12 protein-coding genes and 1 pseudogene are annotated in these 14,619 nt (G+C 53.9%); 8 read left to right on the top strand and 5 right to left on the bottom strand.

What is annotated here, in order from left to right:
- Window positions 1-203 precede the first annotated feature (203 nt).
- A complete protein-coding gene (locus KI241_RS01365) occupies window positions 204-1,811 on the bottom strand; it encodes a methyl-accepting chemotaxis protein (RefSeq protein WP_042730490.1) in 1,608 nt (535 codons plus the stop codon).
- A gap of 592 nt (window positions 1,812-2,403) precedes the next feature.
- Here KI241_RS01365 and KI241_RS01370 point away from each other — a divergent pair.
- Together KI241_RS01370 and KI241_RS01375 are read left to right on the top strand one after the other, a co-directional pair.
- Window positions 2,404-3,279 (top strand): alpha/beta hydrolase, encoded by an 876-nt coding sequence (locus tag KI241_RS01370; protein WP_244868253.1) that lies wholly within the window; start codon window positions 2,404-2,406, stop codon window positions 3,277-3,279.
- 74 nt (window positions 3,280-3,353) lie between these two features.
- Window positions 3,354-4,301, top strand: a complete 948-nt coding sequence (locus KI241_RS01375) for an ADP-ribosylglycohydrolase family protein (RefSeq protein ID WP_244868254.1) — start codon at window positions 3,354-3,356, stop codon at window positions 4,299-4,301.
- Between the two features lie 122 nt (window positions 4,302-4,423).
- Here KI241_RS01375 and KI241_RS01380 read toward each other — a convergent pair whose 3' ends face one another.
- The 3 genes from KI241_RS01380 to KI241_RS01390 all read right to left on the bottom strand — a co-directional run bounded on the left by KI241_RS01380 (window position 4,424) and on the right by KI241_RS01390 (window position 6,865).
- Window positions 4,424-4,837, bottom strand: coding sequence for an SMP-30/gluconolactonase/LRE family protein (locus KI241_RS01380; RefSeq protein ID WP_244868255.1), 414 nt, complete (start codon window positions 4,835-4,837; stop codon window positions 4,424-4,426).
- Between the two features lie 142 nt (window positions 4,838-4,979).
- Window positions 4,980-5,453 (bottom strand): DMT family transporter, encoded by a 474-nt coding sequence (locus KI241_RS01385; RefSeq protein ID WP_212803268.1) that lies wholly within the window; start codon window positions 5,451-5,453, stop codon window positions 4,980-4,982.
- An 11-nt stretch (window positions 5,454-5,464) separates the two neighbouring features.
- Window positions 5,465-6,865, bottom strand: coding sequence for an amidohydrolase family protein (locus KI241_RS01390; RefSeq protein ID WP_123578532.1), 1,401 nt, complete (start codon window positions 6,863-6,865; stop codon window positions 5,465-5,467).
- A 143-nt stretch (window positions 6,866-7,008) separates the two neighbouring features.
- On the opposite strand from KI241_RS01390, the gene KI241_RS01395 reads away from it, so the two are divergent.
- On the top strand, window positions 7,009-7,902 hold the full coding sequence (locus KI241_RS01395; protein WP_212803269.1) for a LysR family transcriptional regulator: 894 nt from the start codon (window positions 7,009-7,011) through the stop codon (window positions 7,900-7,902).
- 327 nt (window positions 7,903-8,229) lie between these two features.
- A complete protein-coding gene (locus KI241_RS01400) occupies window positions 8,230-9,162 on the top strand; it encodes a LysR family transcriptional regulator (protein ID WP_212803854.1) in 933 nt (310 codons plus the stop codon).
- A 19-nt stretch (window positions 9,163-9,181) separates the two neighbouring features.
- On the opposite strand, the gene KI241_RS01405 is transcribed toward KI241_RS01400, so the two are convergent.
- Window positions 9,182-9,643 carry a Rid family hydrolase gene (locus KI241_RS01405; RefSeq protein WP_047736185.1) on the bottom strand — a complete coding sequence of 154 codons (462 nt, stop codon included), beginning with the start codon at window positions 9,641-9,643 and terminating at the stop codon, window positions 9,182-9,184.
- Window positions 9,644-9,917: 274 nt separating this feature from the next.
- On the opposite strand from KI241_RS01405, the gene KI241_RS01410 reads away from it, so the two are divergent.
- From KI241_RS01410 to KI241_RS01425, 4 genes and pseudogenes are all read left to right on the top strand, one after another.
- Window positions 9,918-10,604 carry a hydrolase gene (locus tag KI241_RS01410; RefSeq protein ID WP_042730239.1) on the top strand — a complete coding sequence of 229 codons (687 nt, stop codon included), beginning with the start codon at window positions 9,918-9,920 and terminating at the stop codon, window positions 10,602-10,604.
- A gap of 184 nt (window positions 10,605-10,788) precedes the next feature.
- Window positions 10,789-11,429: pseudogene (locus tag KI241_RS01415) on the top strand (BRCT domain-containing protein).
- Between the two features lie 474 nt (window positions 11,430-11,903).
- Entirely contained in the window at window positions 11,904-13,493 is a 1,590-nt protein-coding gene (locus KI241_RS01420; protein WP_212803270.1) for a DUF6119 family protein, read from the top strand.
- Between the two features lie 673 nt (window positions 13,494-14,166).
- Window positions 14,167-14,610, top strand: coding sequence for a hypothetical protein (locus KI241_RS01425; protein ID WP_244868256.1), 444 nt, complete (start codon window positions 14,167-14,169; stop codon window positions 14,608-14,610).
- The last annotated feature ends 9 nt before the right edge of the window (window positions 14,611-14,619 follow it).

A 14,619-nucleotide genomic window follows, 5' to 3' on the forward strand; every position in this document is an offset into this window, starting at 1 on the left:
TGTGCCAGGCAATGGATAGAAGCTTACGCAGGATTTGGGTTTTTTGCCCGGATGATGGTGGGCGAGGCCAATAAATACGGTGGTGTGCCCTTGGCGCGACGAAACGTCCTGCGCTTGTTTCGTCGCGCTCCCAATGAGCGGGTTGATTGCTCCGATGTCCAACCCTGGGAAACCGGATGAAATGCAGCGATGGCCGCGAATGCTCAGATCTTGAACTGCTGCACCGAAGACTGCATCGACCCCGCGGCGTTGTTCAACTGATCCGCCGTTTGCGTCAGGTTGTGGATCGAACGGGTGTTTTCCCGGGACTGCTCGGCAATCGACTCCACCCGCTGGGCCATCTCGTCGCTGGCTTTGGATTGCTCGGCGATGGTCTGGGAAATCTCTTCCACCACCTCGGCGGCATGCCGGGCGCCGGTGCGGATCTCGCTGATGGACACCCCGGCCTGTTGCGCCAGGTTCACGCCCTCGTCCACGCGGCTCACGCACGCCTGCATGTTCGCCACGGCATCCCGGGCGCTGGACTGGATGCGCTCGATCATCGCCGTGATTTCCTGGGTGGATTGGGTGGTGCGCGCCGCCAGGTTACGCACTTCGTCGGCCACCACCGCAAAACCGCGCCCGGCCTCGCCGGCCCGGGCGGCTTCGATGGCGGCGTTGAGCGCCAGCAGGTTGGTCTGCTCGGCAATGCTCTTGATCACCTGGATGATGGAGTGAATGTCTTCGGATGAAGCATCCAGCGCGGTGATCTTGCTGGAAGATTGGTTCACCACCTCGGCGATCCGGCTCATGCCTTCCACCACACCCAGGATCACCTGCCCGCCACTGCTCGCCAGTTGTTCGGACTGCGCCGAAATCGTCCGCGCGCTGTCGGCATGCTGGTGAATCTGGCTGATGTTGGCCATCATCTGCTCCATGCTCGCGGCCATGCTGGTGGCGCTCAGGGCCTGTTGGTCGGCGCTGGAGACGATCTGCCGCGCCGTATCGCCCAAGGTCCGTGACGTGCCGTGCAGCTCGTCGCTCTGGTTGCGGATGGTGGCGATCATCTGCCGCAGGTTGATCTGCATCTGCTCAATCACCCCTTGCAACTGGCCGAGCTCATCCTTGCTTTGCGCGCCCATGGAGCGCTGCAAGTCCCCTTGGGAAATCGCCTGGGTGTTGAGAATGATCTTGTTCAGCGGCGTCAGCACCGCCTTCAGCAGGTTCCACGAAAGCAGCGCCAGCGCCACGCAGGTGGCCAGCAAGGTCATGATCAGCCAGTAGCCCGAAGACTGAATACTGTCATCCTGACGCTCACGCGCGTTCTGGGCCTGGTTCTCGATCAGCTCGCTGACGGCCTCGTTGCGCTCCTCCAGCACCGAAAACGCGGCGTTGAACTCCGTCCGCAACGCTTGCACATCCTGGGCACCGCCCAGCACCTTGCCGATGATCTGCTTGGCCTTATCGATGTAGGTATCGACTTGGGGTTTCAACTCGACGATCGCCTTGGCGATATCCGCGGGCAAGTTCGCCTCGGCGTTCTCGGCAATCACCTTGCGCATCCGCTGCGAATGCTCGTCAAACCCTTCCAGGACCTCCTTGGCCCCCTGCGCATCCCCCGGCGCCACCAGCAACGCGGCCAGCACATCGGCACGAATGGCGTCATGCATCATGTCCGCCTCCATGTGCTTGCGCATGGCGGAAATACTGGTCTCGTTCTCCGCCAGGGACTCGGTCATGGAGTGATGTCCCCACAAACCGATACCGCCGAGCAACAACGCAAAAGAGAGACTGACCAACCCCGAACCTATGACCTTGGTGCGGATCTTCATCGCTAACTGCTCCTGGAGCGGGGATTTCTGGGCAAGTGTAGTCGAGCGCCAGCGGGGCCTAGGGCCAGACGAGGCTGTTATTAAAGGCTATCGGCGGGAGGAATGATTAGATGAGAGGACGCTGCATTGGGGAGAGCGCGCTTGGTCAGGCGAGGCCCCAATCGGTCCGAAGCCGCCATCGAGAGTGAACATAATCTGCCTGAAGTTAAGGAATTAACTCCAACTTTTTGCACACGGCTGTAAATACTCTTAGCCAGACCAACTTCTACCCATTCCGGTATGAGGCCTATCCCCCTGGCTGGAGTGATTATGTACACCATGTTCTTGTTTGGAAACGATACCCCTGCCGACAGTAAGACCCATGTCTGGTTGATGACGATCGGTAACGTCTCCTACTTCATACCTCGTCGATGATCTCAGTCTCCGACGGTCCTCGGGCCGTCGGAGCAACTGACGCTTCTTTGCCTTTCAGGCCACGACAGCGTTTGCCGATATCCGCTCGTCGCCCCTGTCAGCCCTGACAGTGGCGAGACTGTCGCAGATACGCCCACGCTAGCTGAAACGCCTGACCCTATTCATGGAGGGGTGCAACATGGTCATCGATGGTGAAGTGTTCAGAAGCGAATACGCGAACGTGAACGGCATTCGCATGCACTACCTGATCGGCGGCAACGGTGCGAAGCCGGTGCTCCTGGTACATGGCTTTCCGGGGAGCTGGAGGAGTTGGGAGCCCTTGATGGGACGGCTACTGCGTGCGGGGTACACCCCGGTCGTTCCTGACTATCGGGGCGCTGGAGAAACAGATATTGCCGCCGCGGGCTATGACAAAAAGAACATGGCGCTGGATTTGCGCGAGCTGCTTAGATATTTGAATTTGAATCGGGTTGATATTGTCGGCCATGACATGGGATTGATCATCGCCTACGCCTACGGTGCGCTTTACCCCTCCGAAACCAAACACATGATTTTGATGGACGGATTCATCCCTGGCATTCCAGGCTGGGAGATCCCTTATAACGGCAACCCCTTAACCGGAGTTTCGAGCAAGTGGCATTTCCGCTTCTATGGCGCCACCGCTGCAAAAATGATTAAAGACAAAGAAAAAATCTACTTGGATATGTTTTTCGATGAGTTCGTCTACCCAGGCAACCATAAAGTGCCGACAGAAGTACGTGAAGCCCTGGTGAACGACTACTCTCGCTCCGGCCGCATGGACGCGGCGTTCAAGCTCTACTCAGCCTGGATAGAGCAGGACGCCAATGACAACCAGGCCTTCGCTGCAAATAAACTGACTCTCCCGGTGCTCACCATTGGCGGAGACCATTCAAGGGGCAAGACATTGTCCGAGCAGGTGCAGCACATCACTTCACGCCCCCACTCCTTGATCTTGCAAAACACCGGGCATTGGGTGCTTGAGGAGAAGATGGAAGCGACTAGCCAGGCTATTTTGGATTTTTTACAGACGTGAGGAGGCAGAGGGGAGACCGACCTCCGCCGTATACTGCACGCACCTGAATACTGGAAATGCTTCGGAGGCAGCCATTGACCCCAGAGAACAATCTGCTGGACCGTTATATCGGATGCCTACTAGGCCTGGCTTGTGGCGATGCTGTCGGCACCACCCTGGAATTTAGCGACCGCGACACCTTGAGCCCCATCACCGATATGGTCGGCGGCGGACCTTTCGCTTTGGCCCCCGGCCAATGGACAGATGACACCTCGATGGCACTTTGTCTAGCTGAGAGCCTGCTCTCGAAGAACGGCTTCGATGCCAGAGACCAGATGACGCGGTATCTCAATTGGTGGCATTGGGGTTACTGGAGTGCGACGGGGCAATGCTTCGATATCGGGACGACAGTGAGACAGGCGCTAATGACCTTTCAAGAAACTGGGGAGCCGTTCGCCGGTTCCATTGATCCGGAAACGGCCGGGAACGGTTCGATCATGCGCCTGGCGCCGGTCATCCTTTTCTACTTTCCGGACCAGAGTTCGATGGCATGGGCCACCAAGCAAAGTTCCCGCACAACCCATGGCGCCCCCGAGGCAATCGAGTCGTGTCAGTTGTTGGCAGAGGTGGTTTCCAAGGCATTGGCAGGTCATAAGAAAGACGACGTGCTTGCTCTTTCTCCGACACAGTATTGCGAACCGGCAATCAAAGAACTCGCTTCTGGCAGCTTCAAGCACAAGCACCGTGACCAGATCAGAGGAACCGGGTACTGCATTGCCTCGCTCGAGGCCGCACTTTGGTGCTTCTGGTCCACTGACTCCTTTGAGGCAGCAGTGCTGCAAGCCGCCAACCTGGGTGACGATGCCGACACCACCGCTGCAATCGTTGGTCAGATAGCCGGTGCGTTCTATTCGAAACAGGGTATTCCATCTCGATGGCTTGAAAAGTTGCATCAGGTTTCGGACATTGAAGACATCGCCATCGCGCTGTTCAAGTCAGCCCGGTCCCGAATCACGGAAAGCCCGGACAGTCGTAACGAGTGAGCTTCAGTACGAAAAGTGGATATTGCCACCAACGACGAGCAGTCGAATGCTGAAAATCTCGGCTCCGTGGCGAGGGAGCTTGCTCCCGCTTCAGAACGATGTGCCAGACTAGAACCTGCTATTCAGTTCAGACGCCCCGAAAATCGCTCTTCAGGAAGTCCCACAGCGACAATAGCTTCGGCTTTCATCAGCGTGCCATCCGAATCTGTTGGCTTGACCAGCCCTATCCTTGCGCTAGTGCTGTAAAGCGTTTCATAACGAGGGCCTGCAAACACCGGGCAAGTGGTTTGTACGCAGGGGGACTCTATTACGCGGTCAACTTTGCCGTCAGGCGCGTAGCGCACCACTCTGCTGCCGCCCCATTCCGCATTCCAGAGAAAACCCTGCGCATCAATGCAAGAACCGTCTGGAGCTCCCTTGCCATCGACCAATCCCATCAGCAGCACGTCTTCGTCTGCCGTGAGGGCAAATGAGCCTAGAGACTCGGGCAACGACCAGCGCTGCACTTCACCGCTTGCCGGGGCCAGGGCACGCAACTCGCAGCCGGGAATATCTGTTCAGAACAGGCGCTCGGTTCTTTCACACCATACGGGGCACTCGCCAAGAAGACTGGTGGTGTCGGTTAGGGCTTTAAACATGTTGGTGTCCTACGAAACAGGATGGGTGTAAACAAAGCAGTCAGTTGGATAAAGGCGCTGACCACCAATCACCGAACAGGGCAATGGCCAGGCCTGCGAGCATCACTATTGCCCCAGCCAACTTGACGAGAGACACCGGCTTTTCCAATGCCCCCATCAATCCGAAGTGATCGATAACCAATGACGAAATGATCTGCCCAGCGATAGCGAGGCCAAGCAGTGCCGACAGACCGATTTTGGGCGCAAGCACCACATAGCTGAGCAACGCACCGGCACCTAGCAGACCGCCCAGCAGGCTCCACAAGGGCTGGGTAGGGATTGCCGCGAGTGAGGCCGCTATCCCACCACGCATCAATGAAAAGATGCCCAGGCAGACCGCGCCAGCAGTGAAAGAGAAAAGCGCCGCCGCTACGGAGTCGCCCCCCACACCTTTAGCGAGCTGACCATTCAGCGTGGTCTGCAGGGTGATGCCAAGACCTGCTGCAATGGCCAGCAGGTAGTAGGTTACGTTCATCTCGAGCCTCCTTACTTGGCTAACTCAAGCGGCAGGAATGTCTCGGCAAAGATGTCCGGCTGGTAGCCTGCTGCAGAAAACAAATGCTCACGGGACTCGTCGATTGCCGCACGCAGTAGCTCGCTGTCTACGCCCAGTAACTTGCCACCCCGCTTGACGATGCGCCCGCCAATCATGACCGTATCGACATTACTGCGTTCGGCCGCATGTACCACGGTGCCGAAGGCGTTGCCTGACGGGTAAAGGTTGATGTCCTGCGCGTTGATAAGGATCAGATCCGCCTGTTTGCCGGGAACTAGGCTGCCGACTTTGTCCTGCAAGCCGGCGCAGGTGGCACCGTCGACAGTCGCGGCTTTGAGCAGGCCATGGGCAGGCAGGGTGACCATCGGACGATGGCCTTCGCCGCAGCAGCGCTGCTGGTGCATGCCCATGACGCGCTGCAGGTAGAACGCCACCCGCATCTCCATGAACATGTCGCCGCTGTAGGAGGTTTCGTTATCGACACTCAGCCCCGGGCTGATTCCGTGGCGCTGGGCCGACTGCATGGCGAACATTCCATCCTCAATGCCGTAGTGGGCATCTGAACGCGGGCATACGTTTACCCGCACGCCAGCCTCGCGAAGAATTTTCCAGCCTGAGTCCGGCAGCGCGGTACAGTGGTTAAAGATGTTGTCGGAGCGGAGCAGCCCCTCGTGATGCAATCCTTCCAACTCTGCCGCCATGTCTCCGCCAAAAAACTCAGTGATGATAGGAAGCCCTAGGCGTCGGGCCTCAGCCCACAGCTCAGGTTCCAACTGCGCCATCATCGCCAGTGAGAGCAGCGGGTTATCGCCGTTCTTGATGTATTTTTCCTGCAGGCGCTTCAGATTGCCCGGCCAGTGGGCTTTGTCCCACTCACCAGCAACCGGCGCCCCCGAGGCGTGTACGGCACGTATGCCTGCATCGAGCAGCGCTTCGATAGCTGCATCGGAGTGCTCACCGGTGCGGCTGTTATGCGAGTTGTCCACCAGGGTCGTGATACCGGCATCGATGCAGCCCAACGCGCTCAGGAGGTTGCCGATATACATGTCCGCTGGGCGATAGTATTTGGCGAACGAGAAGTGGGTCGCGTTGCAGTAATCCTCCAAGGTTTCGGCGTTCGGATTGATTCTCCGTAGTTGCCCCTCCCAGGAGTGGCGGTGCGTGTCGACCATGCCGGGCATGGCAATCATCCCGGATGCGTCAATCACTACAGCGTCGCCGGCCTCAAGGTTTTCACCAATGGCCGAGATGGTGCTGCCTTCGATAAGGATATCGCCGCGTGCCAGATTTCCGATGTCGCCGTCCATGCTAAGTACAGTGGCCCCGCGGATAAGTGTGCGGGCGGCCGAATCGGCCGGGGCATGCAGGATGCTGCGGTTGTATTCAGACATTTCAGTACACCTCTTCAAATTTCGTTGGAAGAAATGTACGTAGGGCGATACTGCGGGAAAAAGATGGTAAAACTGTTTTTATTATTCAAATTTTACGAATAGTAAATTCTTTACCTATCACTTCTTTGAGGCTGCCAGTAGTCATGGATCGTATTCAATCTATGCAGATCTTTGTCCGTGTGGCTGAGGCAGCAAGCTTCATCCAAGCGGCGCAGACGCTCGCTTTGCCAGCCTCGACGGTCACCAGCAGCGTTAAGAATCTAGAGAAATACCTGCAGGTGCGCCTACTGAACAGAACCACGCGGCGGGTCAGCCTGACGCCTGAGGGCGCTCGATATCTTGCGCAATGCCGGGAAATACTTGAACTGATCGAACACACGGAGACCAGCCTGACGGATTCCGTAAAACGACCTCAGGGGCGTTTGCGGGTCGATATGCCAGGCGGAATTGCACACTTCATCGTCATGCCAAACCTGCACGACTTTTACAAGCGCTACCCGGATATCTACCTGATGATCGGCGTCAACGATCGGCAGGTTGATTTGATTCAGGAGGGCGTCGATTGCGTTATTCGCACAGGTGAGCTAGGCAACTCAACGCTCGTTGCGCGCCCTCTGGGCCGGTTTCGCTGGGTGACCTGTGCGTCTGCCGCCTATCTCGAAGAAAACGGTACTCCGCAAACACCACAGGATTTGTCGCACCACCAGGCCATCCATTACTTTTCGGGCCGCGCAAGACAAGCGGACGAAATGCAATTTGCACGCGGTACTGAAAAGATCTCAGTCCCGGTTAACGGTAGAGCCGCCGTCAACGAGACTGGGCTCTACATCAAAATGAGCCTTGATGGTTTCGGGTTAATTCAGCTTGCTGAGAACGTGGTCGGCGATCACCTGCTGGAGGGGCGGTTGGTCGAAGTGCTTGCTGACTGGCAGCCTGCCTCAGTTCCTGTTCACTTGCTATATCCGCATCAGCGCTTTCTTTCACCGGCTGTGAGCGCATTTGCTGATTGGGTAGCAGGGCTTGTCCGAGATGAGTAATCGAGAAAAAATCGCGAGTCCGCGCTCGTCTTCGCAGCCCATTACCGAAGGCTTTCTAAACGTCCGCTTCTGGCCGATTGCTGCTTGTTCCCACGGGCCACAATCGGCCAAAAGCGGACACTCTTGAATGACCGAAAGCAAGTCGTCATCGCTAGGTTATTTCGAAACGTGCTGCTCGCGTGCTACGGCTTGCGAACGATCCAAACGAATCCGACCCCAATTACTTTGTTCCCCATTAGCCTTTTCGTATGATGAGCGAACATGCTATTTGGAATATCTCGCGTGAATACACCACCTAACATCGGTTCATCACGCCAGGCAGTGCAAATGGGGGGCAGATCGGATTTCAGTGATGCTGTGGCCCAGCTCTCATGGGACGACTTGCGCATTATCAAAGCGCTTAGTGAATGCGCCAATCGCACTGATGCTGCCAAAAAACTGGGGATCAACATATCCACGGTATCGCGCCGAGTGGCCCAGCTTGAGAAAACACTTGGAGTTGCACTCTTCGATCACCGCCGCTCGGGATACATGCTCACAGCGGAAGGCGTAGAGCTGCGAGAGCTCGCCGAGCGAGTCGAACTGGATATCGTTAGTGTTGCACGGCGTGTGTCACGGGCGGGTCAGGGGCCACTCGGAAAACTGCGCATCACCACCAGCGATTCGCTGCTGTTGTACTTCCTCACACCTATCATTGCGCAATTCAAAGCTCTGAATGAAGGGATAGCGATTGAAGTACTTGTAGGCAATCAGACATTGAGTCTTGCCCGCGATGAGTCGGATATTGCGGTGAGAGCGACCAATAAACCAGCTGAAAGTCTGGTTGGGCGCAAACTCGCGACTATTGCCTGGGCGCCATACGGCAGCGATAAAAACGCACCGACCTCGACACCTTTCGCGGAAGGCCAGCCGTGGGTATCTTACTCGGCAGCTTTATGCGGCCTCAAAGCAACGAGCTACGTTGATAGCAGAGTTCACCCCGATTGCATTTCGTATCGTACCGACTCCGTCGCCGCTGCAAGCGCTGCGATTGTAGCGGGACTTGGTTTTGGGTTCCTTCCCTGCATGCTGGGTGACATCACGCCGGGATTGGTGCGTGTCGGCCCGGTTGTGCCTGAACTTCAGGATGGGCTTTGGCTGCTGACTCACCAGGACATTCGAAAGTCATGGCGAGTCAAGGCGTTCATGACGTTTTGCGCAGCGGCGGTTGCCGAACTCAAGCCTTTGGTCGAAGGCCAGCGAGCTCTCCCGGTTTCGTAGACGAAACCGGGAGCACGTCTTAACGGGTGCCGGAGCCAATGACCGCCTTGCAGACAATTTCGATCAACTGCGACCGCTGTGCGAGCCTCGATACGCCGATTATATTGCTCGCGCACTGGGGCCGCTCGGTGCCAAACGCAGCCTTGCGAACATTGCCTACCACGGCAAACGCCGCGTCCATGTCCAGCACATAAAGCGTCTCTTCGACCACGTCTTCAAGCGTTGCACCATACAGTGCAAGCAACTTGGAGATGTTGTCGTATGAAGCGCGCATTTGCTCTCCCATCGAAGAGAAATCACTGGGCTTGCCTTCGCTATCGAGTGGGGCAGGAGCTACCAGGTTGCCTTCTTCATCATGGTTGAATTGGCCGGATATATAGATGTCGTTCCCGACTTGTCTGGCCTGCGGGTAGCCATAGCTTTCTTCCCATGCGACCCCCCAGTAAGCGGTTTTCTTTCCGAACGGTTGCGAAGCTGACATTGCATTCTCCTGGCGTAGAACAGACTGCTCGCACAGCGGCAGTCCAAGTTGTGGGAAGCCAGAGACTAGCACCGCAGATGATTTTATAAGGGCGCATTAATGCGCCTCTGGAGACGCATTAATGCGCCCCTAAAATCGTGAGCGATCGGTTACCTTGAACTCGAAATCGGTGCCGCACCTACCGCCAACAACCTTCCGTGATTTTCAGCGGACAAAAGATTGGCCCGGCCCGCAAAGAGATTAAAAGACCATCATTTCACTAAAGGGAACCACCATGAACAATCCGAAAACTGAAGTCCTGACCCCTCAAAACAGCCAACTGATTTTCATTGATCAGCAGCCCCAGATGGCCTTTGGCGTGCAAAGCATCGACCGCCAGACGCTGAAGAACAACACGGTCGCTTTGGCGAAGGCCGCAAAAATTTTCAACGTGCCAACCACTATCACCACCGTCGAAACCAATAGCTTCTCCGGCCACACATATCCCGAATTACTCGCTGTGTTTCCTGACGCGCCTCTGCTGGAGCGCACCTCGATGAACTCGTGGGACGACCAGAAAGTACGTGACGCGCTGAAAGCCAATGGCCGCAATAAAATCATCGTCTCTGGCCTTTGGACTGAAGTGTGTAATACCACATTTGCACTTTCCGCCATGCACGATGCCGGCTACGAGATCTACATGGTCGCCGATGCTTCCGGTGGCACAACGAAGGAGGCTCACGATTACGCCATGCAGCGCATGATTCAGGCCGGCGTGGTGCCGGTCACCTGGCAGCAGGTGCTGCTGGAGTGGCAGCGTGACTGGAACAACCGCGACACCTACGACGCCGTCATGAATCTGGTGAAGGAGCACTCCGGTGCTTACGGCATGGGCGTCGATTATGCCTACACCATGGTGCACAAGGCTCCCGAGCGTGTAGACCACGGCCCGACCCTGGCACCTGTGGCCGCCTCTGTCTGAGCCTCACTGGCCCTCATCAAATAGGGGCCAGTCCCTGAGGGATGCTGAAAAAGAGGACGAATTTATTTTCTTGACCCAAAAAAGATGACTCGCGCTCGGAAATGCTACGTTTCAATACAGCATCCACTTAGCCAGCAATGTTTCCGTGTCAACCCGAACCCACCCCAAGGAGTCCCCTCCTGTAATGGACCTACACAACGAATTCGAAAACAGCAAATTCTTCCACCGCTCACGCATTGATCGGCGCGCCGCCGATGCCTTGGTGGGGCTGGCGGCTGGAATTACGGCGGACGGTGTCGTGAACACCGGCGAAGCGATTTTTCTTAAGCGATGGTTGGAGAGCAACCTCGTCCACCTGAATGACCCGGTGATCAATCTGCTGTATTCGCGTTTGGCATCCATGCTTCAGGACGATGCCCTGGACCCGGACGAGGCTGTTGAGCTGCTTAATATCCTGCGTAGTTTTCTGGCGTGGATGTTGAGAACTCGAAGGTCGGCGGGACTGTTGTCGTTGCGCCAACGGACCTGCCCTTAAATTCACCGGCGCCCGATTTGGTGTGGGATGGTCGGATGTTTGTCTTTACGGGCGTTATGGCCTTTGGGCCGCGTAAAGATTGCCAGGCATTAGTGGAGGAACGTGGTGGTTTGATTGGGGGCGGGGTGAGTAAGAAGGTGCATTACTTGGTGGTTGGCAGCGTGGGTAATGAGCAGTGGCGCCACAGTACCTATGGAACGAAGATCATGAAGGCCGTGGAGTTGCGGGAGGCGGGAGCCTGCATTGCCATTGTGGGTGAGGATCACTGGCAGAAGATGATTTTCGGTTGAGGTTGCTTCATGGGTTGTGAGGTAGAAAGGGGCTGCGCTGTTTTGACTGGCAGATCGTCGGTGGAATTGGCGGTCTGATCGCGAGTAAGCTCGCTTCTACAGGTTTTCAGGGTGTAGGCGAAAAAAGTGGGTACCCTGGAAACAACAAAGCCCCCGCATTTCTGCGGGGGCTTTGTTTTGTATGGTGGCACCAGGAGTCGAATTGGCCGTTAACTCTATGATTTCCAACGAAATTTAAAGATCACCTCCTGATTAGTATCGCTAAAACTATCCTAAATCCACCCCCGTGGATTTCATATTTTATTCATTAGAACTCTCCAAGTGGCTTAGTAAACCCGACTGGAGTTGTATGGCTTTGAGAGAATCCATAAAAGAGATCCAGTGACTTTCTAGCATGCGCACATATTGCGTTAGGGAGTCAGAAATGGCACCTTTAGTGCTCTCGCTAGGGAAGATGCTCCAAAGGAGACGGGCATGGCCAATACTTACAATATATACAAGGTAAAACCCCATAAGTTGGAACAGCTCAAAGAAAAGCTCCGGACGGTGGGGTTGGCTGAGCAGAAGACTCATGTTGCAAATGCTTACTCAAAGACATTTTACTATTCTGAAGTTAATCCGGGGAATGACGTTTGGTGGTGGGATACGTATCGAAGCTTCTTTAAAGATGATTTGCCAGCGCCTAAAAATATTTTCAATTTCGGAATGTTGCTTTGCCAACATACAGTCCAGCCTGAAACCATTTATGCGGTAAGCTTGGGTAAGTCGCACTTTTATCTATCTAAATTTATCCAACTTGATTTCGGTATTGATTTGGCCATTCGTATGGCAGACGAAAACTCAATATTGCTGAAGAAAAGTCGCTACTTTACGGGTACAAAAAGACAGGATGTTTCTTCGTACCAGCAATTTCAGATTGATAGTTACGAGTCTGGGGAGTCGGTCGATCACCTCAAGCTAAAAGCAGCAGACAAGGATATTTGGGGCAAACGTAATATTATCTTTGCAGACTCTATCCAAATGGACATGGATAAGGCGCCGCTTGAATTGTCAGAAATTTTTGAGCAGATTGAGAAAAGTTACCAAGACGATAAAATCATACACTTGCCAAAATTGGAGGCTGTGACAGAGGAGTTGAGCAGTGAGCTGGATTCTGTAGCGTTTGAGAGTTTGAAGCGTGGTGAGGGGGGTGTCGCCATTCAGGAGTTCCAAGTGCACGGGGTTGCGATATGCTTTAGTTTTCATGACTACGACTATCGAATTTCAGCAAGAACTGAAGGTGATATTTTCCGCAAGAGTTTAGGGAATACGCTAGACATTGCTAGTGTCTCAGGCTTTATTAAAGACCATGCTGAGATTACGAACATTAATGAGATCTCTGTCCAGTTTAAGAACGAGGAGTCTGGGGCTTTTACTAAGCCGCTTAAAGAGCTGCTTGACTTTCCGATATCCTTCGATGGTGCAGATTACTTCCTTAAGGGAGGGGAGTGGTTTGTATTTAACCAGACTTTCATGGATTATCTGAAGCGTTCCTTGGAAAGTATCGATATAGTTGTTGAAGAGGATCTAATAGAAGCGGAATTTCAGCGCTGGAAAGCCCAGAAAGAACGAAGAATCGCTGCCAACGAGCCAGTCGATGATAAGCTAACTTATCGGGAAGCATATTTTAACCAGAAAATATGTGCTGATCGTGGGTTTGTATTGCTTGATAGGCAGTTGACTCTGATACAGTCACTAAAGAAAAAGAAAAACCAGTATCGGGTTGAGGTCGCTGATATATATAAGTCAGGTGAGATCATTTCTGTAAAGATTTCTGAGACCAATTCTGAGCTGATCTACAATATCGAGCAGTCCAAAGACTCCATAGAGTTGATCAAAAGGAAGGTGATAAAGTTTGATAAATCAATAAAAACGGCTTCGTTGTGGTTTGTGTTTGAGGGAGATATAGAAAAAATTACTGACTATAATTCCATTCAGTTTCTTCTAGCTGTGGAGTCATGGCACAAGCTTGTCAAGGGGTTCGGGCTTAAGCCAAAGATATACATATCGAAGCATGTTGTTTAAGTTTCAGGGTGTGGTTGGCTATTTTTATATGTGAAGCACATTTTAATTTTTTAAGCCAACAATTGCTCGATTGCCTATTTTTACTTACAGAGTGCATTTTTGGTAATCATGGCTACCTGGTTCCTTTATAGCTGACTGCTGGTGACTCCTTATGCATACGCGAAAAAAGGGGCAGATTTATTTAATGGCACATCAACCAGCACCGAAAAAATAAATCTGCCCCCTTTGCGTCTAAAATAGTATAAATGCGGCCACTTTAGGATTGGAGTGAAACCAATGCTAGAGTGGGGGCTAGAGTTTGGCAAGACTTTAGTTTATACGATACTACTCAAAGTCATTTAGTGCCAATGTAATGTTGGTCACTAGTTGTGTGTAGTATGCATGCTTGCGTCCATCCATATACGAAGCCGACGCAGAGTTTTTCCGCAAATTTTTAATGGAGTTTACAGCGCCTGTGCGCTGATGTTTTAGCGCGTCCACAATAGAGTTCTTATCGACTCTAAGAAAAATCTGCTTCCCAATCAATGTTGCTGTAAACGATTGTTAAAGGGAAAAAAGGGGACATATTTACTTTCTTGACCCAAAAAAGATGACTCGTGCTCTGAAATGCTACGTTTCACCAGCAATGTTTCCGTATCAACCCGAACCCCACCCCAAGGAGTCCCCTCCTGTAATGGACCTACACAACGAGTTCGAAAACAGCAAACTCTTCCATCGTTCACGCATTGATCGGCGCGCCGCCGATGCCTTGGTGGGGCTGGCGGCGGGGATTACGGCGGACGGTGTCGTGAACACCGGCGAAGCGATTTTTCTTAAGCGATGGTTGGAGAGCAACCTCGTCCATCTGAATGACCCGGTGATCAATCTGCTTTATTCGCGTTTGGCATCCATGCTTCAGGACGATGCCCTGGACCCGGACGAGGCTCTTGAGCTGCTTAATTCCTGCGTAGTTTTTCTGGCGTGGATATTGATAACTCGAAGGTTGGCGGGACTGTTGTCGTTGCGCCAACGGATCTGCCCTTCAATTCACCGGCGCCTGATTTGGTATGGGATGGCCGGATGTTTGTCTTTACGGGCGTTATGGCCTTTGGGCCGCGGAAAGATTGCCAGGCATTAGTGGAGGAGC

This window comes from Pseudomonas sp. Cab53, from assembly GCF_018325965.1.
Lineage (GTDB): Bacteria > Pseudomonadota > Gammaproteobacteria > Pseudomonadales > Pseudomonadaceae > Aquipseudomonas > Aquipseudomonas chlororaphis_E.

What these genes read in the sequence shown, in the direction of transcription:
- KI241_RS01365 (WP_042730490.1), bottom strand. Translation starts at nt 1,811, where the DNA reads ATGAAGATCCGCACCAAGGTCATAGGTTCGGGGTTGGTCAGTCTCTCT.
- KI241_RS01370 (WP_244868253.1), top strand. Translation starts at nt 2,404, where the DNA reads ATGGTCATCGATGGTGAAGTGTTCAGAAGCGAATACGCGAACGTGAAC.
- KI241_RS01385 (WP_212803268.1), bottom strand. Translation starts at nt 5,453, where the DNA reads ATGAACGTAACCTACTACCTGCTGGCCATTGCAGCAGGTCTTGGCATC.
- KI241_RS01390 (WP_123578532.1), bottom strand. Translation starts at nt 6,865, where the DNA reads ATGTCTGAATACAACCGCAGCATCCTGCATGCCCCGGCCGATTCGGCC.
- KI241_RS01395 (WP_212803269.1), top strand. Translation starts at nt 7,009, where the DNA reads ATGGATCGTATTCAATCTATGCAGATCTTTGTCCGTGTGGCTGAGGCA.
- KI241_RS01400 (WP_212803854.1), top strand. Translation starts at nt 8,230, where the DNA reads ATGGGGGGCAGATCGGATTTCAGTGATGCTGTGGCCCAGCTCTCATGG.
- KI241_RS01405 (WP_047736185.1), bottom strand. Translation starts at nt 9,643, where the DNA reads ATGTCAGCTTCGCAACCGTTCGGAAAGAAAACCGCTTACTGGGGGGTC.
- KI241_RS01410 (WP_042730239.1), top strand. Translation starts at nt 9,918, where the DNA reads ATGAACAATCCGAAAACTGAAGTCCTGACCCCTCAAAACAGCCAACTG.
- KI241_RS01420 (WP_212803270.1), top strand. Translation starts at nt 11,904, where the DNA reads ATGGCCAATACTTACAATATATACAAGGTAAAACCCCATAAGTTGGAA.
- KI241_RS01425 (WP_244868256.1), top strand. Translation starts at nt 14,167, where the DNA reads ATGGACCTACACAACGAGTTCGAAAACAGCAAACTCTTCCATCGTTCA.